17 protein-coding genes are annotated in these 21,356 nt (G+C 71.4%); 11 read left to right on the top strand and 6 right to left on the bottom strand.

Annotated elements, in window-relative coordinates:
- Positions 1-3: 3 nt before the first annotated feature.
- Positions 4-411: a DUF485 domain-containing protein gene (locus JOE38_RS06140; protein ID WP_204575337.1), complete on the bottom strand. Its 408-nt coding sequence runs from the start codon at positions 409-411 to the stop codon at positions 4-6.
- Between the two features lie 107 nt (positions 412-518).
- Entirely contained in the window at positions 519-1,334 is an 816-nt protein-coding gene (locus JOE38_RS06135) for a CPBP family intramembrane glutamic endopeptidase (RefSeq protein WP_204575336.1), read from the bottom strand.
- A 289-nt stretch (positions 1,335-1,623) separates the two neighbouring features.
- Here JOE38_RS06135 and JOE38_RS06130 point away from each other — a divergent pair, with 289 nt between their 5' ends.
- The 3 genes from JOE38_RS06130 (at position 1,624) to JOE38_RS06120 (ending at position 6,361) form a co-directional block, all read left to right on the top strand.
- The gene (locus tag JOE38_RS06130; protein WP_204575335.1) at positions 1,624-3,459 is read left to right on the top strand and encodes an ABC transporter family substrate-binding protein; all 1,836 of its coding nucleotides are present in this window, start codon (positions 1,624-1,626) and stop codon (positions 3,457-3,459) included.
- Positions 3,460-3,637: 178 nt separating this feature from the next.
- Complete coding sequence (locus tag JOE38_RS06125; protein ID WP_204575334.1) at positions 3,638-5,164, top strand: ABC transporter permease; 1,527 nt, start codon at positions 3,638-3,640, stop codon at positions 5,162-5,164.
- Between the two features lie 3 nt (positions 5,165-5,167).
- Complete coding sequence (locus JOE38_RS06120; RefSeq protein WP_204575333.1) at positions 5,168-6,361, top strand: ABC transporter permease; 1,194 nt, start codon at positions 5,168-5,170, stop codon at positions 6,359-6,361.
- 53 nt (positions 6,362-6,414) lie between these two features.
- Here the strand turns inward: JOE38_RS06120 and JOE38_RS06115 are convergent, their stop codons facing one another.
- Entirely contained in the window at positions 6,415-7,020 is a 606-nt protein-coding gene (locus JOE38_RS06115) for a PH domain-containing protein (protein ID WP_204575332.1), read from the bottom strand.
- A 71-nt stretch (positions 7,021-7,091) separates the two neighbouring features.
- On the opposite strand from JOE38_RS06115, the gene JOE38_RS06110 reads away from it, so the two are divergent.
- The 4 genes from JOE38_RS06110 to JOE38_RS06095 all read left to right on the top strand — a co-directional run bounded on the left by JOE38_RS06110 (position 7,092) and on the right by JOE38_RS06095 (position 13,273).
- Positions 7,092-8,783, top strand: coding sequence for an ABC transporter ATP-binding protein (locus JOE38_RS06110; RefSeq protein WP_204575331.1), 1,692 nt, complete (start codon positions 7,092-7,094; stop codon positions 8,781-8,783).
- 98 nt (positions 8,784-8,881) lie between these two features.
- Complete coding sequence (locus JOE38_RS06105; RefSeq protein ID WP_204575330.1) at positions 8,882-10,735, top strand: ABC transporter family substrate-binding protein; 1,854 nt, start codon at positions 8,882-8,884, stop codon at positions 10,733-10,735.
- A 114-nt stretch (positions 10,736-10,849) separates the two neighbouring features.
- Positions 10,850-12,757 carry a translational GTPase TypA gene (gene typA, locus JOE38_RS06100; protein WP_204575329.1) on the top strand — a complete coding sequence of 636 codons (1,908 nt, stop codon included), beginning with the start codon at positions 10,850-10,852 and terminating at the stop codon, positions 12,755-12,757.
- 6 nt (positions 12,758-12,763) lie between these two features.
- Positions 12,764-13,273 carry a hypothetical protein gene (locus JOE38_RS06095; protein WP_204575328.1) on the top strand — a complete coding sequence of 170 codons (510 nt, stop codon included), beginning with the start codon at positions 12,764-12,766 and terminating at the stop codon, positions 13,271-13,273.
- Positions 13,274-13,313: 40 nt separating this feature from the next.
- Here the strand turns inward: JOE38_RS06095 and efeB are convergent, their stop codons facing one another.
- From efeB to efeU, 3 genes are all read right to left on the bottom strand, one after another.
- A complete protein-coding gene (gene efeB / locus JOE38_RS06090) occupies positions 13,314-14,645 on the bottom strand; it encodes an iron uptake transporter deferrochelatase/peroxidase subunit (protein WP_204575327.1) in 1,332 nt (443 codons plus the stop codon).
- Entirely contained in the window at positions 14,645-15,856 is a 1,212-nt protein-coding gene (gene efeO / locus JOE38_RS06085) for an iron uptake system protein EfeO (RefSeq protein ID WP_204575326.1), read from the bottom strand. The genes efeB and efeO overlap by 1 nt, the downstream gene beginning before the upstream one ends.
- A 77-nt stretch (positions 15,857-15,933) precedes the next feature.
- Positions 15,934-16,830, bottom strand: coding sequence for an iron uptake transporter permease EfeU (gene efeU, locus JOE38_RS06080; protein WP_204575325.1), 897 nt, complete (start codon positions 16,828-16,830; stop codon positions 15,934-15,936).
- 178 nt (positions 16,831-17,008) lie between these two features.
- Between efeU and JOE38_RS06075 the strand changes: the two genes are divergently transcribed.
- The 4 genes from JOE38_RS06075 to JOE38_RS06060 all read left to right on the top strand — a co-directional run bounded on the left by JOE38_RS06075 (position 17,009) and on the right by JOE38_RS06060 (position 21,342).
- On the top strand, positions 17,009-18,376 hold the full coding sequence (locus tag JOE38_RS06075; RefSeq protein ID WP_204575324.1) for a PIG-L family deacetylase: 1,368 nt from the start codon (positions 17,009-17,011) through the stop codon (positions 18,374-18,376).
- A 40-nt stretch (positions 18,377-18,416) separates the two neighbouring features.
- Positions 18,417-18,737, top strand: coding sequence for a ferredoxin (gene fdxA, locus JOE38_RS06070; RefSeq protein WP_045528705.1), 321 nt, complete (start codon positions 18,417-18,419; stop codon positions 18,735-18,737).
- Positions 18,738-18,742: 5 nt separating this feature from the next.
- Positions 18,743-19,855: a succinyldiaminopimelate transaminase gene (gene dapC, locus JOE38_RS06065; protein WP_204575323.1), complete on the top strand. Its 1,113-nt coding sequence runs from the start codon at positions 18,743-18,745 to the stop codon at positions 19,853-19,855.
- A gap of 161 nt (positions 19,856-20,016) precedes the next feature.
- Positions 20,017-21,342, top strand: a complete 1,326-nt coding sequence (locus JOE38_RS06060) for a citrate synthase (RefSeq protein ID WP_204575322.1) — start codon at positions 20,017-20,019, stop codon at positions 21,340-21,342.
- Positions 21,343-21,356 lie beyond the last annotated feature (14 nt).

Here is a 21,356-nt window from a genome sequence, read left to right as displayed (position 1 = left end):
CGATCACCGTCGGCCGCCCTTCCGGCGCTTCGGCGGCGTGGATCCGCGCGGTCCGTCGACGGCGACGCGCTCCCGCTCCTCCAGGTCGGCGCGGATCTCCGCGGCGATGGGGTCGAACCGCGAGTTCGCGCGGCTCACGTACCAGGTGGTGATCGCGAACGTCGTGACGAACTGCCCGAGCCCGAGCAGGATCCCGAGGTTCACGTTCCCGATGACCGGCGTGGACATGAGCTCGTGCGCGTAGTCCGACAGCAGCACGAACGCGAAGTACCAGACGAGGAACGCGACGGCGAGGGGGAAGACGAAGCTCCGGTGCGCGTGCTTCAGCTCCCGGAACCGGGCCGAGTCCTCGACCTCCCGGTAGTCGATGGCCGGCCGGGGGTCCCCGGTCGGATGAGCGTCGTCGCCCATGTGATCTCCTCGAGATGAGGCCGCACCTCGTCGTGCGGCGCTCCCAGGTTAGGCACAGGTCGGGCGGGAGCGCCAGGGTCGCGCCCCCGGTCCCGCCCGAAAACCCGTCAGCCGAACAGCCCCGGGAGCAGCTGCAGCGCGACCGGGTAGCCCACGAAGCTCACGACGTCGAGGATCAGGTGCGCCACCACGAGCGGCGCCGTGCGGCCGAAGCGCACGTAGCACCAGCCGAACACGATCCCCATCGCCACGTTCCCGAAGAAGGGCCCGTAGCCCTGGTAGAGGTGGTAGCTCCCGCGCAGCACGGCGGCCGACAGGATGATGCTCCACGCGCCCAGCCGCCCGTGCCCCCAGCCGAGCTCGCGCAGTCGGGTGAAGAGGTACCCGACCACGATCACCTCCTCCTGTAGCGCCGCGCGGAGGGCGACGAGCACGAGCACCGGGACCGTCCACCAGTACGAGTCGAGCGCGGTCGGCACCACGTCCACCGTGATCCCGAGCGCGCGGCCGGCGAAGTAGAGGCCGAGGCCGGGCACGCCGATGAGGGCAGCGAGGCCGAACCCGGCGGCGACGTCCCGCCCCGGACGCGCGAGGTCGAGCCCGATGCGCCGGAACGCGCTCCGCCCCGGCTGCCACAGCAGGAAGAGCACGAGGGCCACGGGCACCAGCGCCGTCGCGATGTCGAGCAGCTGGTACAGGAGATCGAACACCTGCCGGTCGTTGAGGCTCCGGTTGATGGTGGCGCTCTGCGACCCGAGCGCCTCCGGACGCGTGGACAGGTCGACGATGCGCAGCACCGAGTACACGGCGCTCGCTCCGAGCGAGAGACCGAGCACGATCGCGATCTCCCACCGCAGCCGCGTCCGCATCGCTCGTCGCAGCGGCGGTCGGGGAGCACGGGAGATGGCGGGGGCGTCGGGCACGGGCCGATCCTAGGCGCGCGATGCCGACCGGCCGCCTGCGGGCCGGACGTGGCCCGAGAGGCCCCTGACGACGCGATCCGTCGCAGCGGGCGACGGGAACGCGCGATTCCGCCCGTCGAGACGCACGGATCCGGACGGCGACGCGCGGATCCGCGCGTCCGCGTTACCGGTGTGTAACGTTTGGGCCCAGTTTTTGCAAAGACTCCCAGCCGTACCTAGGGTCATTCTTATCTGCGCGGTCGACCGCACGCACGGTCGGTCCGCGCCATTCCCATGCACAGGAGGACCCTTGAAAATCAGACGCCTCGCAGCGGCTGGTGCCGTCATCGTCTCCGGTGCCCTCGTACTCAGCGGCTGCTCTGCGCCCGCTCAGCAGTCCGAGGTCATCGCCGGCACTGAGATCACCGTGGCCTGGAACGACCCGTTCCTCGAGTACAACAACGCGTCGGCGACCGGCAACGCGTCCGCCAACACGAACATCGTGTACCTGACGAACCAGTCCTTCAACTACTACGACGACGGTCCGTCCCTCGTCAAGAACACCGACTTCGGCACCTACGAGAAGGTCTCCGACAACCCGCTCGTCGTGAAGTTCACGATCAACGAGGGCGTCAAGTGGAGCGACGGCACCCCCGTCGACGCCGCGGACATGCTCCTTAACTGGGCCGCGAACACGACGAACGTGAACACGACCGAGGACGTGAAGACGAACGACGACGGCACGGTCTCCACCGGCGACGACCAGGTCTTCTTCAACTCGGGCGCCGTCAAGGACACCCGCCTCGGCCTGGTCACCAAGACCCCCGAGATCGGCGACGACGGCCGCAGCCTCACCTACACGTACGACCAGCCCTACGTGGACTGGGAGATCGCGACCGGCAACGGCGTCGGCGTCTCCGCGCACGGCACCACGCAGCTGGCGTTCCCCGACGAGAACCTCTCGGCCGAGGACGCGAAGAAGAAGCTGATCACGGCGATCCAGGACAAGGACGCCAGCGTCCTCGCCCCGGTCTCCAAGGTCTGGAACGACGGCTACCGCTACTCGGACATGCCGACGGAGCCGCAGAAGACCCTGGGTGACGGCGCGTACACGATCACCGACCTCAAGGCCGACCAGTACATCACCCTGACGGCCAACAAGGAGTACACCGGCACCAAGAAGCCGAAGTACGAGAAGATCACGGTCCGCTTCATCGCGGACCCGCAGGCGCAGATCCAGGCCCTCTCCAACGGCGAGGTCCAGATCGCGTCCGGACAGCCCACGGCCGACCTCCTCCAGCAGGTCCAGGGACTCAGCGGCATCGAGTACAAGGGCCAGGCCGAGGGCACGTACGAGCACGTCGACCTCCAGGTCACCAACGGCGGCCCGTTCGACCCCACGAAGTACGGCGGCGACGCCGAGAAGGCCAAGCTCGTCCGCCAGGCGTTCTTCAAGACGCTGCCGCGCGAGGAGATCCTCGACAAGCTGATCAAGCCCCTCCAGTCGGACGCGGAGCTGCGCAACTCGAACGTCTACGTGCCCGGCACGCCGGAGTACGAGGCGTCCGTCGAGAAGAACGGCTACAAGGACCAGACGGTCGACATCGACGGCGCCAAGGCGGACCTCGCGAAGGCCGGCGTCACGGGCACGATCGACGCCCGAGTCATCTACGGCCAGGGCAACACGCGCCGCCAGCAGGAGTTCGAGCTCATGCGCCAGTCGGCCGCTCTCGCCGGGTTCAACCTCATCGACGTGAACAGCGCGACGTGGGGCGCCGACCTCTCCAGCAAGACGGGTTCGTACGACATCGCCCTCTTCGGGTGGCAGTCGGTGAGCCTCGGCGTCGGCGAGTCCGGCCCGAACTACCAGACCGGCGGCATCAACAACTACTACGGCTGGTCGAACCCCGAGATCGACGCGCTGTTCAAGCAGCTGGACACGGAGACGGACAAGGACAAGCAGCTCGAGATCGTCACCCAGGCCGAGACCCTGATCCAGCAGCAGGGCTGGACGACGCCGATCTACCAGTTCCCCGGCCTCACCGCCTGGAGCGACACCGTGTCGGGCGTCAAGCCCGCGTTCCTGTCGCCCAACTGGTTCTGGAACTACTGGGAGTGGGCTCCGGCTCAGGCAGCCGCTCAGTAGCACGACAGCAGTGAGCGCCGTCCCCTGAACGGGAGGGTGCGAGGGTGCCGAGGCCGCCTGGCTTCGGCACCCTCTCCATGTCCGTTGCCGATTCGTGATCCGCGGATCCGGCCGCGTATGCTCTCGTCGGGCCGGGTCACGAGCCCTGGCCGAACACAGAAAGGGACGTCGTCGCCCTGTGCTTACCTTCGTCTTGAGACGTCTCGTCGCGTCGTTCTTCGTCCTCCTGGGCGCCAGCTTCATCATCTACAACCTGGCCGCCAACTCCGGTGATCCCCTCCAGGATCTGCGGGAGAACCCGTCGCCGAACCGCGACGCGCTCATCGCCGCACGCGTCGACCTCCTCGACCTCGACGTGCCGTCGCCGCTGCGCTACTTCATCTGGCTGGGTGGGGTGTTCAAGGTCTTCATCGGCCAGGTCGACCTCGGCAAGGCCATCGACGGCCGCGAGGTCAACGAGATCATCGCCAACGCCGCCGGGCAGACGATCCAGCTGGTGACGATCGCCACGATCATCGCCGTGCTCATCGGCGTCTCGATCGGCATGACGACCGCGCTCCGCCAGTACAGCGGCTACGACTACACGGTCACCTTCGCGTCGTTCCTCTTCTTCTCGCTGCCGATCTTCTTCGTCGCCGTGCTGCTCAAGCAGTACGTGGCCATCGGCTTCAACGACTTCCTCGTGAACCCGTCGATCCCACCGGTGATGATCGTGGTCCTGTCGCTCGTCTCCGGCTTCGTCTGGATGAGCATCATCGGCGGCGACCCGAAGCCGCGGCTCATCGTCTTCGGCTCCGCGACCGTCATCACCGCGATCGTGCTCATCTACCTGCTCGCGACGGACTGGTTCACGCGACCCGGTCTCGGCATCCTGCTCATCGCCGCGCTCGGCGCCCTGGTCGCGGTGCTCATCACGTCGCTCTCGACGGGGCTGCGCAACCGCCGCGCCTTCTACTCCGCGCTCGCGATGGCCGCCCTCGGCGCGGCGCTCTGGTACCCGCTGCAGTACGTGCTGACCGTCTCCGCCCCCTGGTGGATCACGATCGTGCTCATCGTCGCCTTCGTCGTCGTCGGCGTGGTCGTCGGCTACGTCGTCGGCCAGAACGACAAGCCGATCGTGGCGCGCGGCGCCGGCATCACGGGTGGCCTCGTCGCCCTGCTGATCATCATCGACCGCGTGATGCAGGTGTGGCCCGACTACGTGACCAACACGCGCGGCCGCCCCATCGCCACCGTCGGCGCCGTCACCCCAGGGCTCAACGGCTCCGTCTGGCAGGGCATGCTCGACAGCTACACCCACCTCCTGCTGCCGACCATCGCGATCCTCCTCATCTCCGTCGCGAGCTACTCCCGCTATTCGCGGGCGAGCCTCCTCGAGGTCATGAACCAGGACTACGTGCGCACCGCGCGGGCAAAGGGACTCACCGAGCGCACCGTCATCATGCGCCACGCGTTCCGCAACGCCATGATCCCGGTGGCCACCGTCATCGCGTTCGACGTCGGCGGGCTCATCGGCGGCGCGGTGATCACGGAGACGATCTTCGCGTGGAAGGGCATGGGCTCGGTGTTCCAGGACGCCCTGACCAAGACCGACCTCAATCCGCTGATGGGATTCATCCTGATCACGAGCATCCTCACCGTGATCTTCAACATGCTGGCCGACATCCTGTACTCGGTCCTCGATCCTCGAATCCGGGTGAGCTGACACATGTCCAACGCACTGATGGGGAACCCCAACGACCCCCACAACGACCCGAGCCTGCCCGAGGGCGGCGCGAACTCCGAGCTCACCATCGAGCAGCGCGAGGTCGAGGGCCTCAGCCAGGGCACCGTCGTCCGCCGCCGGTTCCTGCGCCACAAGGGCGCGATGACCGCGCTCGTCGTGCTGCTGCTGATGGCGATCCTCGTGTACTCGTCGGTCGGCATCCAGTTCTTCGGCTTCCGCATCCCCGGCTGGTGGATGTGGAACTACGAGGACGTGTCGCCCATCGTCAACGGCGGCAACCCCACGTGGACCCTGCCGTTCCAGTTCGGCGTGCACCCGTTCGGCCAGGACGAGATCGGCCGCGACATCTTCGCCCGCGTCATGCGCGGCACGCAGCAGTCCATCGTCGTGATGGTGCTCTACGGCATCATCGCCGCGTTCATCGGCATCGTGGTCGGCGCCGTCTCCGGCTTCTTCCGCGGCCGCATCGACTCGCTGCTCATGCGCTTCACCGACCTCATCATCGTGATCCCCGTGATCGTCATCGCGGCCGTCCTCGGTCGCACCTTCGGCGGCCTCGGCGCGGTGGTCCTCGGCATCGTCCTCGGTCTCATCGGATGGCCGTCGCTGGCCCGCCTGGTGCGCGGCGAGTTCCTGAGCCTCCGCGAGCGCGAGTTCGTCGACGCCGCGCGCGTCGCCGGTGCGTCGAACAGCCGGATCGTGTTCCGGCACATCCTGCCGAACGCCATCGGCGTGGTCATCGTCTCCACGACCCTGCTGATGAGCGCGGCCATCCTCCTCGAGGCGGCGCTGTCGTTCCTCGGGTTCGGCATCGTGAAGCCCGACGTGTCGCTCGGCCAGATCATCAACGAGTACCAGGGCGCCTTCGCGACCCGGCCGTGGCTGTTCTGGTTCCCCGGTCTGTTCATCATCATCATCGCGCTGTCGATCAACTTCATCGGCGACGGACTGCGCGACGCGTTCGACCCGCGCCAGCGGCGCATGCCGGGCGGACAGGGGCCCTACAAGCAGATGTTCGCCATGCTCACCGGGCGCAACCGCCGCGACGCGGGTCCGGCGATCGGCTCCGGTGCCGAGGGCGTCCGCGTCCCGCCGCCCGTCGGATCCGCGCGACCGGATGCCCAGGCCGACGGCCCCGCCGACGGCCAGGCGCCCGACAGCACGGACGGCCGGTGACGGTCGCCGAGACGGCTCGACCGCTCACCCGCGGTCGGGCCGCTGGCCCGCTCTCAGATCAGGCCGGTCAGCACCGTCGCGACGACGAGCACCGCGAGCACGGCGATCTCCGCCCAGTGCGTGCGCACGCGCCGGCCCTCCTCCTCGACCGGGCCGCCCAGGTGGCCCGCCTCGCGGAGGTCGGCCAGGCGCAGGCGGATCACCGTGGCCGCGTCGCCCGAGTCGGTGCGGGGCAGGTCGCCGCGGCGCGCGTCCTGCATCATCGCGCTGAGGTACGGCTGGACCTTCTCCTCCTTCGTCGTGATGTAGGCGTTCGAGTGCCGGCCGGGCGCGGGAGCGGCCCACGCCGTGACGCGCTCGTGCGCGGTCGTGATGTTCAGGGCCCACTTGGTGTCCACGTCGCGGATCGCGGGCCACGAGATCTCGTGCGTGCGGAAGACGTTGCGGATCTCGACGCCCTCGGTCGCGATGCGCACGCGCGGGTGCCAGAAGACGAGCCACGACGCGTAGGCCAGCATGACCGGGCCCCACGCCGACGTCGGCAGGAGGTCGGCCCGACCCCCGACCACGGTGCTCACGAGCACCAGGACCGCGATCGCCGAGACGATCACGGTCAGCAGGCGTCCGAACGACGGGCGGATGACGACGGGCTGATCCATGGCCACATCGTCCCACGGCCCGCCTCGGCGCCCCTCGACACCCCCACTTCCAGCAGCCAGGAGTACGCAGCATGAGCGCTCACGCGAACGGGACGGACCCGATCGTCCCCATCCTCGAGGTCTCCGGCCTCGGCGTCGACTTCTGGGTCGGCGACGAGTGGATCCCCGCGGCCGTCGACCTCGACTACAAGGTCAACCCCGGCGAGGTGCTCGCGATCGTCGGCGAGTCCGGCTCCGGCAAGTCCGTGAGCTCCATGTCCCTGCTCGGCCTGCTGCCCAAGAACGGCCGGGTCCGGGGGAGCGCGAAGCTCAAGGGCGTCGAGATGGTCGGCGCCGACCAGGCCACCCTGCGGAAGGCACGCGGCAACGACATCGCCGTGATCTTCCAGGAGCCCATGACGGCGCTCAACCCCGTGTACACGGTGGGCTTCCAGATCGTGGAGGCCCTGCGGGTCCACAACTCGATCATCCCGTCGGCCGCCAAGGCGCGCGCGCTCGAGCTGCTGAAGCTCGTCGAGATGCCCGACCCCGAGAAGGCGTTCGACTCCTACCCGCACCAGCTGTCCGGCGGCCAGCGCCAGCGCGCCATGATCGCGCAGTCGCTGTCCTGCGACCCGGACATGCTCATCGCCGACGAGCCCACGACGGCGCTCGACGTGACGATCCAGGCCGAGATCCTCGACCTGCTGCGGAAGCTCCACCAGCGCCTCAACAGCGCGATCGTGATCATCACGCACGACATGGGCGTGGTGGCCGACCTCGCCACCAACGTCATCGTCATGAAGAGCGGCCGCATCGTCGAGCGCGGCTCGGTGCGCGAGATCTTCCAGTCGCCGAAGGACCCGTACACGAAGCAGCTGCTCGCGTCGGTGCCGCACCTCGGCACGGGCGAGGCCTCGCAGGTCGAGATCGTCGAGCGCACCACGGAGCCCGCCATCTCCCTCAGGGAGGTGGACATCGACTACCCGAAGCTCGGCCGCGTGCCGGCCTTCCGGGCGGTCACGGGCGCCTCGTTCGACATCCACCCCGGCGAGGTCGTCGGCGTGGTGGGCGAGTCCGGATCCGGCAAGACGACCATCGCGCGCGCCGCGGTGGGGCTGCTGCCCGTCGCGGGCGGCGAGCTCACGGTCGCCGGACGCCGCATGACCGGCATCTCGGCGAAGGACCTCCGGGCCGTGCGCCGCGAGATCGGCATCGTGTTCCAGGACCCGGGCTCCTCGCTCAACCCGCGCTGGCCCATCGGCCAGAGCATCGGCGAGCCGCTCGAGCTCTCGGGCCAGTTCTCGAAGAAGCAGCAGAGCGACCGCGTCGAGGAGCTCCTCGAGCAGGTGGAGCTGCCGCGCAGCTTCCGCAACCGCTACCCCAACGAGCTCTCCGGCGGCCAGCGCCAGCGCGTCGGCATCGCTCGGGCGCTCGCGCTCCGGCCGAAGGTGCTCGTCGCCGACGAGCCCACCTCGGCGCTCGACGTGTCGGTGCAGGCCCGCGTGCTCCAGCTGCTGCAGGAGATCCAGAAGGAGCTCCAGTTCGCGTGCCTGTTCGTGAGCCACGACCTCGCGGTGGTCGACCTCCTCGCCGACCGCATCGTCGTGATGAACCACGGCAAGATCGTGGAGCAGGGGCCGACCGAGTCGATCCTCCGGAACCCGCAGCACCCGTACACGCAGAAGCTCATCGCCGCGGTGCCGCTGCCCGATCCCGACCAGCAGAAGGAGCGCCGCGAGCGCCGCGAGGAGCTGCGCGACCAGCAGCCGCCCGCCGCCTGATCCGCTGCCGCACGACCCGGCCCGCCGTCCGACGCACCCCCTCGCGGGGGCGCGCGGGCGGCGGGCCTCGTCGTGGCGCTCGCGTAGGATCGACGGCGATGGACAGCGACACGCGAGGCCCCGGGGCCGTACGAGCCCGGCGCCCGCGAGGGATCCGCCGGGGCGTCCGGGGCGCATCCGCAGCCGTCGCGCTGGCGCTCGTCGCCGGCCTCGCCGCCTGCTCGCCGACCACGGGCATGGTCGCCGACACGGAGATCCGCGCCGCCGTCCCCACCACGTTCACGTCCTACAACGCGGCGTCGCGCACGGGCGGCACCGCGGGCAACCAGGAGATCGTGCACGCGACGAACTCGCGGTTCTCCGAGGTCTCCGCCGACGGCACGGTCGCCGCCGACCCGGGCTACGGATCCGCGAAGGTCGTCTCGCGCGACCCCTTCACCGTCGAGTACACCGTCGCGGAGGGCGTCCGCTGGTCCGACGGCGAGCCCGTCGACGCGGCTGACCTCCTGCTCGCCTGGGCCGCCGGGTCCGGCGCGCTCGACACCCCCGGGTTCGACCCGGCCGGGTACGTCGACGAGACGACGGGCGGCTACACGGGTCCGCTGCCCGAGCAGACCGTCTTCTTCGACGCGGCGGCCGACGAGACGCTGACGCACGTCACCCGCACGCCCGAGATCGGGGACGGCGGCCGGTCGATCACCATGGTGTTCGACGAGTACACGCCGGACTGGCGCCTCGCGTTCGAGGTGGGCCTGCCCGCGCACGCGGTGGTGCAGCTCGCGCTCGACATGTCGAGCCCGGGCCGTGCGAAGCAGACGCTCGTGGACGCCGTGCAGGACGGCGCGCCCGAGCTCCTCTCGCCCATCTCCGACGCGTGGAACCGCGGCTTCGGCGTCGCGGAGATCGCCGCCCACCCGGACCGCGCCGTAGGCTCGGGCCCGTACGCCATCGAGTCCATCGACCCGGGGACCTCCATCACGCTGCGCGCCAACCGCTACTACACCGGGCTGCACCGGCCGTCGGTCGAGCGCATCGTCGTGTCCACGATCGAGGATCCCGGCGCCGCCGTCACCGCGCTCCAGGTGGGCGACGTGGACGTCATCGCGCCCGAGGCCGACGCCGAGGTCGCCGATGCGCTGGCGGGGACGGACGGCGTGCGGGTCGTCCGGGGATCCTCCGACTCCTGGGAGCGGCTCGACCTCCAGACCCTCGGCGCGCGCGACGCCGCCATGTCGGACGCCGCGGTCCGCACCGCCTTCCTCTCCACCGTCCCGCGGGACGCGATCGTGCGGGAGGCCGCGCTGCCGGCGGATCCCGACGCCACGACGCGCGACTCCTTCGTGCTCGCGCCCGGCTCGGACGGGTACGCCGACCAGGTGCGCGCCAACGGGTCCAGCCGCTTCGACGACGTCGACCTCGACGAGGCGCGGCAGCTGCTCGCGTCGGTCGGCCGCACGGCCCCCGAGGTCTGCGTGCTCTACGACCCCGCCGACCCGCGCCGCGCGGCCGCGTTCGAGGCCATCCGCGACTCCGCCGAGAAGGCCGGCTTCGTCGTCACCGACTGCTCGACGCCGCAGTGGGAGAGCGTGCTCGACCAGCCGGGCGCCTACGACGTCGCGCTCCTCTCCTCGGAGGACGCCTACCCGTCCGTCGCCGGGATCCGCGCCGCGCACGAGGCCCGCGCCGACGCCCGCGACGGCCAGGCGACGGCCGACCCCGACGTCGCGTCCCTCTTCGCGTCGCTCAGCCGCACCGAGGACCAGGACGCGCGCGACGAGCTGCTCCTGCGCCTGGACCGCCGCATGTACGGCGACCGCGCCGGCCTCCCGCTCTACCAGCTGCCCGCGCTCGCGGCCATGCGGGACACCGTCGGGGGCGTGCAGGTGTCCCCGCACCAGGCCGGGATCCTCGACGACGCCTGGCGCTGGACCCTCGCTCCCGACGCTCCCTGAGCCCGGCTTGCATCGGCACGGTAGGCTGTAGGTCGCTGGGAATAGCAGACGGCGGCTCTTCGCCCTCCTCCCTTGATGACAAGGCCGGCACCCTCTCCACTGAAGGACAGCACTATGGCGCTAGTCGCGCGCAACGACCTCCGCAATGTGGCCATCGTGGCCCACGTGGACCACGGCAAGACGACCCTGGTCGACGCCATGCTCAAGCAGACGAACTCGTTCGACGCCCACTTCGAGGGCGAGGACCGGATGATGGACTCGAACGACCTCGAGCGCGAGAAGGGCATCACGATCCTCGCGAAGAACACCGCGGTGCTCTACAACGGCAAGCACGCCGACGGCTCGCCCATCGTCATCAACGTGATCGACACCCCGGGCCACGCCGACTTCGGCGGCGAGGTCGAGCGCGGCCTGTCCATGGTCGACGGCGTCGTGCTCCTCGTCGACGCGTCCGAGGGCCCGCTGCCCCAGACGCGCTTCGTGCTCCGCAAGGCGCTCGAGGCGAAGCTGCCCGTGATCCTCCTGGTCAACAAGACCGACCGCCCCGACGCGCGCATCGACGAGGTCGTGGCCGAGAGCCAGGACCTCCTCCTCGGCCTCGCCTCCGACATGTCGGACGAGCACCCGGACCTCGACCTCGACGCGATCCTCGACGTGCCCGTCGTCTACGCGTCCGGCCGCAACGGCGCCGCGAGCTCCAACAAGCCCGAGAACGGCACGCTGCCGGACAACGACGACCTCGAGCCGCTCTTCAAGGCGATCCTCGACCACGTCCCGGCGCCCACCTACGACGACCAGCACCCGCTGCAGGCCCACGTCACCAACCTCGACGCGTCCCCGTTCCTCGGCCGCCTCGCCCTCCTGCGCGTCTTCAACGGCACGCTCAAGAAGGGCCAGCAGGTCGCCTGGGTCAAGCACGACGGATCCGTCAAGAACGTGAAGATCACCGAGCTCCTCATCACGAAGGCGCTCGACCGCTTCCCGACCGAGTCCGCGGGCCCCGGCGACATCGTCGCCGTCGCCGGCATCGAGGACATCACCATCGGCGAGACGCTGGCCGACCCGGACGACGTCCGGCCGCTGCCCACCATCACCGTGGACGACCCGGCCATCTCGATGACCATCGGCACCAACACCAGCCCGCTCATCGGCAAGGTGAAGGGCCACAAGCTCACCGCCCGCATGGTCAAGGACCGCCTCGACCGCGAGCTCATCGGAAACGTCTCCATCAAGCTGGTCGACATCGGCCGCCCGGACGCCTGGGAGATCCAGGGCCGCGGCGAGCTCGCGCTGGCGATCCTCGTGGAGCAGATGCGCCGCGAGGGCTTCGAGCTCACCGTCGGCAAGCCGCAGGTGGTCGTCAAGCAGGTCGACGGCAAGGTGCACGAGCCCTTCGAGCACCTCACCATCGACTCGCCCGAGGAGTACCTCGGCGCCATCACGCAGCTCCTCGCCGCCCGCAAGGGCCGCATGGAGGGCATGGCGAACCACGGCACCGGCTGGGTCCGCATGGAGTTCGTCGTCCCGTCGCGCGGCCTCATCGGCTTCCGCACGGAGTTCCTCACCATCACGCGCGGCGCCGGCATCGCCAACGCCGTGTCGCACGGCTACGAGCAGTGGGCGGGCGAGATCACGACCCGCGTCAACGGCTCGATCGTCGCCGACCGCGCCGGCGTCGCGACCCCGTTCGCCATGGTGGCCCTGCAGGAGCGCATGTCGTTCTTCGTGGAGCCGACCCAGGAGGTCTACGAGGGCATGGTCGTCGGTGAGAACTCGCGCGCCGACGACATGGACGTGAACATCACCAAGGAGAAGCAGCTGACCAACATGCGTCAGTCCACCTCCGACTCCTTCGAGCGCATGACGCCCTCGCGGCGGCTCACGCTCGAGGAGTGCCTCGAGTTCGCCCGCGAGGACGAGTGCGTGGAGGTCACGCCCGAGTTCGTGCGCATCCGCAAGGTCGAGCTCGACGCCAACGCCCGACAGCGCAAGACGTCGCGACTGAAGAAGCAGAACGCGTAGCGCAGCATGACCCCGACGAGCCCGTCCGCCCGGTCCCTCCGCAGGAGGGGGCTGGCGGCCGGGCTCGTCCTCGTTCCCGCCCTCGTCCTCACGGGATGCAGCCAGGTGGGCGAGGTCGTCCGCGACGCCGCCCACGAGGGCGCGAAGCAGGTGCGGCACAGCGTCGAGGACGTGATCGGCGACACGCTCGGCAAGGTCCAGGTGTCCACGGACGGCCACGTCCCGCCCTCGTTCCCGACGGACGCCGTGCCCTTCGCCGAGGGCAAGCTGCTCGGCGGGGGAGCCGCCCCCGAGGACGCCGGCTGGGTCGCGCAGGTCGCCGTGCCGGACGTCGAGGGAGGGTTTTCGGATGCGCGGGCGCGGCTCGAGGCCGCCGGCTACGCGTCGAGCGAGATCGCGAGCGACGCGCAGAGCGGATACGGGCGGTTCACGACCGACGCGTACTCGGTCATCGTCACGGTGTCCGCGGACCTCGGATCCCCGGTCGCCACGTACGTGGTGATGCCCGCGGGCTGAGACCCGCCGACAGGGGCCCCGCCCGGCGGTGCGCGCCCGATCAGGACGCGAAGAGCGTCTCCCCGACGTAGCCGTCGCGCGAGGCGCCCGGCGGCACCGCCCAGATGCCGCTGCCCACGTGCCGCAGGTACTCGTTCATGGCGTCGCGGGCGAGGCTCCGCTGGATGGGGATGAACTGCGTGCGCGGATCCCGCTGGAACGCGAGGAAGAACAGGCCCGCGTTCAACCGGCCCAGCTCGTCGTTGCCGTCGACGAAGTTGTAGCCGCGGCGGAGGAGCACCGCGCCGTCGTTCGCGTCCGGGTGCGCGAGGCGCACGTGGGACGCCGGGTCGATGAGCGGCGCGCCGCCGCGTCCGGTGGCGTGGAAGTCGGGCGCGGTCATCTCGGTGCCGCCGCTGAGGGGCGCGCCGGATCCCTTCGTGCGGCCGACCACGCGCTCCTGCTCGCGGAGCGACGAGCGGTCCCAGGTCTCGATGGTCATGCGGATGCGGCGGGCGACGAGGTAGGAGCCGCCCTGCATCCACGCCTCGGCGGGGGAGGATCCCGCGTCGGCCCAGACGTGATCCTCGACCTGGCGCGTGTCCTCCGACTTGACGTTCGCGGTGCCGTCCTTGAAGCCGAAGAGGTTCCGCGGCGTGACCTGCGCGCGGCTCGTCGACGAGGTGCGGCCGAAGCCGAGCTGCGACCAGCGGATGGAGGCGCGGCCGAACGCGATGCGCGACAGGTTGCGGATCGCGTGCACGGCCACCTGCGGATCGTCGCTGCACGCCTGGATGCAGAGGTCGCCGCCCGTGGCCTGCGCGACGAGCGCCTCGCCCGGGAAGCGCGGCAGGTCGACGAGCGCGGCGGGCCGGCGGTCGGCGATGCCGAAGCGGTCGACGCCGTCCGCGGTCGTGAACAGCGACGGGCCGAGGCCGAACGTGATGGTGAGGCCGGCGGGCGGCAGGTCGAGCGCCTCGCCCGTGTCGTCGGGCGGCGAGTCGTACGGGCCGTCGACGGCGCCGAGCGCGCCCGCGGATCCGCCTGACGTCATGCGCGCGGCCGCGGCGCTCCAGTCCTGGAGGAGCGAGACGAGGCGGGCGCGGTCGATGTCGGCGACGTCGAACGCGGCGAAGTGCAGGCGGTCCTGGGCGGGCGTCGTGATCCCGGCCTGGTGCGCGCCGTGGAACGCGTAGGTCGCGCCGCCCGCGGCCTGGCGCGCGCCCGCGAAGGCGCGGTCGGCCATGACGCCGCCCGCGGAGCCGACCAGGCCGCCGCCGAGCGCGCCCGCGCCGAGGAGGCCGAGGATCCCGCGGCGGGAGATGCCCGCCGGCGCCGCAGGAGCCTCTGCTGCCGTCGTCTCGTCGGGCGTGGCGGTCGCGTGGTCCGTCATCAGCCGACGAGCGCGCCGGTGAGCTTCGACAGCGGCTCGGCGAGCGCGTTCACGCCGTCCGCGAGGCCCTTGACCTGCTCGCTGGTCAGCTTGTCGTACGTCGTGAAGCCCTTCTCGAGGGATCCGTACGCGGCGAGGTCCTTCTCCAGCGAGGCGAACTGCGCGTCGAGCGTGGCCACGAGCTGCGGGTCCTTGGGCGCGACGATGTCGCGGACGCCCTCGTACGCGACGCGCGCGCCCTCGAGGTTCGCCTGGAAGTCCCAGAGGTCGGTGTGCGACCAGATCTCCTCCTCGCCGGTGATCTTGCCGGAGGCCACCTCGTCCATCAGGCCGACCGCGCCGTTGGAGACCGTGGAGATGTCGACCGAGAAGCCGTCCGCGTGCACCGCGTCGTAGAGCTTCTGCGTGTCGGCGGTGAGCTCCTGCGCGAAGTGCGCGCGATCCGCGGCGCCGAGCGGCGTGTACACGTCGCCGCCGTTCGCGTCGGGCGCGGGCTGCCAGAGGTCCTTCTCCAGGCGGTGCCACCCGGTCCACTCGGTGCCGGGCTCGACGTCGGCCTCGCGGAAGTCGATCTCCGGGTCGAGGTCGCCGAACGACTCCGCGACGGGCTCGACGCGCTCGTAGTACGCGCGGGCCGTGGGGTAGAGCGCGCGCGCCTTGTCGTCGTCACCCGCGAGGTACGCGTCGGCGAACTCCTGCGTGGCGGGGAGGAGGCGGCCGACCTGGTCCTTCACGTAGGCGAGGTACGCGGCCGCCGCGTCCTTCCCCTGCTGCTCGGCGTCGCCCGCGAGCGCGACCTGGTCGCCCGTGACGGTGAAGGGCGCGCGGCCCACGCCGTCGCCCACCATGCCGGGCTTGCAGACGGTGTAGTAGCTGCCGGGCTGGGCGGTGAGCACGAGGTCGCGCTCGATCCCGGGGCTCACGTTCTCGACCTCGCCGACGATTCGGAGGCCGTCGTCCGCGAGCAGGTAGAACTCGGTCACCTGGTCGGTGGAGTTCGTGACGTGGAACGACACCGTGCCGCTGGGGGCGGTCGCGGCGGACACGGTGCACGCGTCGGCGGAGCTGTCGACCGTGAGCTGCGTGACGCCGGGGTCCGCGGATGCGGCGCCGTCGGCGGCGGATCCGGTCGGGGTGTTCGCGACGCAGCCCGAGAGGGCGAGGGCGGCGCCGGCGAGCAGGGCGGCGGCGGGGAGGGCGGAGCGCTTCATGGGTCCTCGGGGGAGCGGGCCGGCGGGGCCGGGCGGTGGATGGATCGGGGAGAGGGAGCAGGAGGGGAGCTGCGGCGTCAGCGGGCGGCGGTCGCGTCGGCGACGCGGGCCGGGGCGGCGGAGGGGTCGGCGGCAGAGGCGGAGACGGAGGCGGGTGCCGGGCGCGCCCGTCGGCCGCGGCGCGCGAGGGTCAGGTAGATCGTGATCGTCGGCACCACGTAGAGCACCCACGTGATCGCCTCGAGCCAGGTGGTCGCGGGGGAGAAGTTGACGGTGCCCTTGAGGAGCGTGCCGTACCAGGATCCGGGCGGCACCGCGCCCGAGACGTCGAACGCGAGCGCGCCGATGCCGGGCAGGATCCCCGCCTCCTGCAGGTCGTGCACGCCGTACGCGAGCACGCCGCCGGCCACGACGATGAGGAGCGCGCCCGTCCAGGTGAAGAAGCGCGCGAGGTCGATGCGGAGCACCCCGCGGTAGACGAGCCAGCCGAGCGCGACCGCGGTCAGGAGCCCGAGGCCGGCGCCCACGAGCGGCATGGTGGTGGCGCCCGTGGCCTGCACGGCCGACCAGAGGAACAGGGCCGTCTCGATCCCCTCGCGGCCGACGGCGAGGAATGCGACGGCGACGAGGCCCCAGGCGGCGCCCGCGATGGCGCGGTCGACGGCGCCCTGCAGCTCGGAGCGCATGTCCTTCGCGGTGCGCAGCATCCAGAACACCATCCAGGTGACGAGGCCCGTCGCGACGATGGAGAGGGATCCGCCGATGGCTTCCTGCGCCGCGAACGTGAGGCCGTACGCACCGTAGGTGAGGATCGCGCCGACGGACAGGGCGAGGAGGACCGCGAGCCCGACGCCGAGCCAGAGCCGGCCGAGCACGTCGCGGCGGCCGATCTTGACCACGTAGGCGATGAGGATGGTGACGACCAGCGCGGCCTCGAGGCCCTCGCGCAGGCCGATCAGGTAGTTCGCGAACACGCGTGCGCCTCTCCGGGCGGAGGGCGCGACGAGAGGCGCCCTATTGCTGGCTGTGGGGAAATGTAGGTGAGGCTTGCCTTACCTCGTGCACAGTAGCGCGGGGGCGGGATCGCGTCCAGTCGACCGTCCCGGGCGGGCGCCCAGGGAGCGGCGCGCGGCCCGCGGCTAGGATCGCCGGATGACCTCCGGCACGTCCCGACGCCCCGATCGGGCCGCCCGCATCGCCCGTCCCGAGCGCGAGCACGTCGTCTTCGTGCACGCCCACCCCGACGACGAGAGCATCGTCACGGGCGGCACCATCGCGAAGCTCGTGCGCGACGGCGTGCCCGTCACCGTGCTCACGTGCACGCGCGGGGAGCGCGGCGACGTGATCCCCGAGGAGCTCCGGCACCTGGAGGGCGACCTGCGGGCGCTCGCCGACCACCGCGAGACCGAGCTGGCCGACGCCATGGCCGCCCTCGGCGTCACCGACCACCGCTTCCTCGGCGCTCCCGACGCGCGCTGGCGCGGCCTCGAGGCCCGCCGCTACGTCGACTCCGGCATGGAGTGGGGCGACGACCGCGTGCCCGTGGCGCTGCGCCCCCTGGATCCCGACTCGCTGTGCGCGGGCGACGAGGCGGACGAGGCGCGCGACGTGCTCGCGGTCATCGCCGACGTCGACGCCACGAGCGTCGTCACCTACGACGACCACGGCGGCTACGGCCACCCGGACCACAAGCGCACGCACGTCATCGCGACCTGGGCGGCCGAGGAGGCGGGGATCCCCGCGTACCTCATCACCACGACGGAGTCCTCGGCCCGCCAGGCCCACGAGCTCGTCGCGGCGCGCGGCCGCTTCCCCGCGCCCGACCCGCGGCCGGCCGGCATGCTCGTGCTGCCCGACGACGCGGTGGACGTCGCGGTCGACGTCGCCGAGGCGCTCGACGCGAAGACCCGGGCCATCGCGTCCCACCGCACGCAGGTCGTCGTCGACGGCGACCAGTTCGCGCTCTCGCACGGGATCGGCGAGCCCATCGCGGCCGTCGAGCTGTTCCGGATCCACCGGCCCGCCGGCGCCGTGGTCGACGATGGGCCGCCGCGGCCCCCGCGCGGCGCGCAGCGCGTGGGCACGGCGGTCGCGTCGCTCGTGCTCGGCCTCCTGGTGGGCGCGGTCGGCACCGCGGCGCACCGCGCGACGCTCCCGGTGGGCGGGATCGCGCTGCCGGTCGGCCTCGTGCTCGCGCTCGCGACGCTCGCGTGCCTGCTGGTCGCGTTCCGCCTGCTCCTCGTCGACCGCCTGCACGCGCTCTGCCTCGGTCTCGGCGTGGTCGCGGCCGTGGCCGTGCTCGGCACGCAGGGCCCGAGCGGATCCGTGCTGTTCCCCGACGACGGGCTGAGCCAGGTCTGGGCCATCGCGCCCGCGATCCTGGTCGCGGCGGTCGTCGTGTGGCCGCGGTTCTCGAACCGCGCGCCCGTCGCCACGGCTCGCCCGGACGCCGCGGATTCCGCGGACGTCGCGGGATCCGTCGCCCCGGCCCCGGCCGGGACCGGCTCGCGGCCCGCGTAGACTCGTCGGGCCGCACCGCTCCCGGAAGGACCCGCCCGAAGTGACCTACGTCATCGCCCTGCCCTGTGTCGACGTCAAGGACCGCGCCTGCATCGACGAGTGCCCGGTGGACTGCATCTACGAGGGCGAGCGGTCGCTCTACATCCACCCCGACGAGTGCGTGGACTGCGGTGCCTGCGAGCCCGTGTGCCCGGTCGAGGCGATCTACTACGAGGACGACCTGCCCGAGAAGTGGTCGGACTACTACACGGCCAACGTCGAGTTCTTCGCCGAGATGGGATCCCCGGGCGGCGCGACCAAGGTCGGCGTCACCGCGGGCGACCACCCCGTCATCGCCGCGCTCCCGCTCCAGAACGGTTGACGCGCGTGGCCCTCGGCGAGCTCCCCGACTACCCCTGGGACCAGATGGGCCCCTACGCCGAGCGGGCGCGACGGCACCCGGACGGGATCGTCGACCTCAGCATCGGATCGCCCGTGGATCCGACGCCCCCGCTCATCCGCGACGCGCTCGCCTGGGCGACCGACGCGCACGCGTACCCCACCACGGTCGGCACCCCGGAGCTCCGGCAGGCGATGGTCGACTGGCACGCGCGGCGCCGGAACGCGACGCTCGGCACCGACCAGGTGCTGCCGACCATCGGGTCCAAGGAGATGGTGGCCTGGCTGCCGTTCATGCTGGGCCTCGGCGAGGGCGACGCGGTCGTGCACCCGCGCGTCGCCTACCCGACCTACGCGATCGGCGCGGCGCTCGCGGGCGCCGAGTCGGTGCCCGCCGACGACCCGGCCGACTGGCCCGCGCACACCCGCCTCGTCTGGCTGAACTCGCCCGGCAACCCCGACGGCCGCGTGCTCGGCGTCGACGAGCTGCGCGCGGCCGTCGCCCGCGCGCGTGAGCTCGGCGCCGTGATCGCGAGCGACGAGTGCTACGCCGAGCTCGGCTGGGAGGGCGAGTGGGCGGACGGCCCGACGCCCTCGATCCTCGACGCGCGCGTCGTCGGCGACGACCACGCGGGTGTCCTCGCGCTCTACTCGCTCAGCAAGCAGTCGAACCTCGCGGGCTACCGGGCCGCGCTCGTCGCGGGCGACCGGGAGCTCATCGCCCGGCTGATCCGCGTCCGCAAGCACGCGGGGCTCCTCCCGCCCGCGCCGCTCCAGCACGCCATGACCGTGGCGCTCGGCGACGACGAGCACGTGCGCGCCCAGCGCGAGCTCTACCGCGCCCGCCGCGACGTGCTGCGGCCCGCGCTCGAGGACGCCGGTTGGCGCATCGACTCGAGCGAGGCCGGCCTCTACCTCTGGGCGACCCGCGGGCGCGACGCCTGGGAGGGGATCGCGGAGCTCGCCGACCTGGGGATCCTCGCGGGTCCCGGGCCCTTCTACGGCGACGCCTCGCCCGCGCACGTGCGCCTGTCGCTCACGGCGACGGACGAGCGGATCCAGGCGGCCGCCGCCCGGCTCCGCGCCTCCTCCACCGCGTAGCACGACCTCCAACGGATCCGGCCGGATGCTGGCGGAGGCGACAGTGTCCCGGTCGGCCCTTTAGGCTGTAGTCGGCTCGGATCCCGACGCCGCGACGGCGCCACGAGCGCCCGGCGGCGCGCATCCCCTCCGGGCCATCCACCCAGACTCGAGGAGGCGCCGTGACCGATGGCGGGCAGCAGGCGGACGACCGGCCGAAGGCGGACGAGAAGCCCACGGCGACCCTGACGTACCCCGGCGGCCGGGTGGAGTTCCCCATCCTCCCCGCGGTCGAGGGCGCATCCAGCATCGACATCTCGGCGCTCACGAAGAAGACGGGCCTCACGACGCTCGACAACGGCTTCGTCAACACCGCGTCGACCCGTTCGGCCATCACCTACATCGACGGCGAGCAGGGGATCCTGCGCTACCGCGGCTACCCCATCGAGCAGCTCGCGCGGCAGTCGAGCTACCTCGAGGTGGCCTGGCTCCTCATCCACGGCGAGCTGCCCACGAGCGACGAGCTCGCGGGGTTCGAGGACGACATCCGTCGCCACACGCTCCTGCACGAGGACTTCAAGGGCCTCTTCCGTGCGCTGCCCACCAACGCGCACCCCATGTCGGTGCTCTCGAGCGCGGTCTCCGCGCTCTCCACCTACTACGAGGACTCGCTGAGCGTCCACGACCCCGAGCAGGTCGAGATCTCGACGCTGCGCCTGCTGGCGAAGCTGCCGGTCATCGCGGCGTACGCGCACAAGAAGAGCCTCGGCCAGGCGTTCCTCTACCCGGACAACTCGCTGTCCTTCGTCGACAACTTCCTCCGCCTGAACTTCGGCAACAACGCGGAACGCTACGAGGTCGATCCCGTCGTCAGCCGCGCGCTCGAGCGCCTGCTGATCCTGCACGAGGACCACGAGCAGAACGCGTCGACGTCGACCGTGCGGCTCGTCGGATCCACCGAGGCGAACATGTTCTCCTCCGTCTCGGCCGGCATCGGCGCGCTCTTCGGGCCGCTGCACGGCGGCGCCAACGAGGCCGTGCTCGCCATGCTCGGCCGCATCCGCGACTCCGGCGAGGGCGTCGACCGCTACGTGGAGCGCGTGAAGAACAAGGAGGACGGCGTCCGCCTCATGGGCTTCGGGCACCGCGTCTACAAGAACTTCGACCCGCGCGCCCGCCTCGTGAAGGAGAGCGCCGACGAGGTGCTCGCGGCCCTCGGCATCCAGGACCCGCTGCTCGACATCGCCAAGGAGCTCGAGGCCGTCGCGCTCGCCGACGACTACTTCATCGAGCGGAAGCTCTACCCCAACGTGGACTTCTACACGGGCGTCATCTACAAGGCGATGGGCTTCCCGACGCGCATGTTCACAGCGCTGTTCACCATCGGGCGCCTGCCCGGCTGGATCGCGCACTGGCGCGAGATGAACGAGGACCAGGCCACGAAGATCGGCCGCCCGCAGCAGCTCTACATCGGCCAGCCCGCGCGCGACCTGCCGCCGCGCGACTAGCCCGACGAGCACGA

The organism is Clavibacter michiganensis (genome assembly GCF_016907085.1).
GTDB classification, from domain to species: domain Bacteria; phylum Actinomycetota; class Actinomycetes; order Actinomycetales; family Microbacteriaceae; genus Clavibacter; species Clavibacter michiganensis_O.
Note: the sequence above shows the minus strand (reverse complement) of the source record. Positions and strands in the feature narration are given on the sequence as shown.

Coding starts and splice junctions, on each gene's coding strand:
- typA (WP_204575329.1), top strand. CDS start 10,850: ATGGCGCTAGTCGCGCGCAACGACCTCCGCAATGTGGCCATCGTGGCC.
- efeO (WP_204575326.1), bottom strand. CDS start 15,856: ATGAAGCGCTCCGCCCTCCCCGCCGCCGCCCTGCTCGCCGGCGCCGCC.
- JOE38_RS06110 (WP_204575331.1), top strand. CDS start 7,092: ATGAGCGCTCACGCGAACGGGACGGACCCGATCGTCCCCATCCTCGAG.
- JOE38_RS06140 (WP_204575337.1), bottom strand. CDS start 411: ATGGGCGACGACGCTCATCCGACCGGGGACCCCCGGCCGGCCATCGAC.
- JOE38_RS06095 (WP_204575328.1), top strand. CDS start 12,764: ATGACCCCGACGAGCCCGTCCGCCCGGTCCCTCCGCAGGAGGGGGCTG.
- JOE38_RS06075 (WP_204575324.1), top strand. CDS start 17,009: ATGACCTCCGGCACGTCCCGACGCCCCGATCGGGCCGCCCGCATCGCC.
- JOE38_RS06105 (WP_204575330.1), top strand. CDS start 8,882: ATGGACAGCGACACGCGAGGCCCCGGGGCCGTACGAGCCCGGCGCCCG.
- JOE38_RS06115 (WP_204575332.1), bottom strand. CDS start 7,020: ATGGATCAGCCCGTCGTCATCCGCCCGTCGTTCGGACGCCTGCTGACC.
- efeB (WP_204575327.1), bottom strand. CDS start 14,645: ATGACGGACCACGCGACCGCCACGCCCGACGAGACGACGGCAGCAGAG.
- JOE38_RS06120 (WP_204575333.1), top strand. CDS start 5,168: ATGTCCAACGCACTGATGGGGAACCCCAACGACCCCCACAACGACCCG.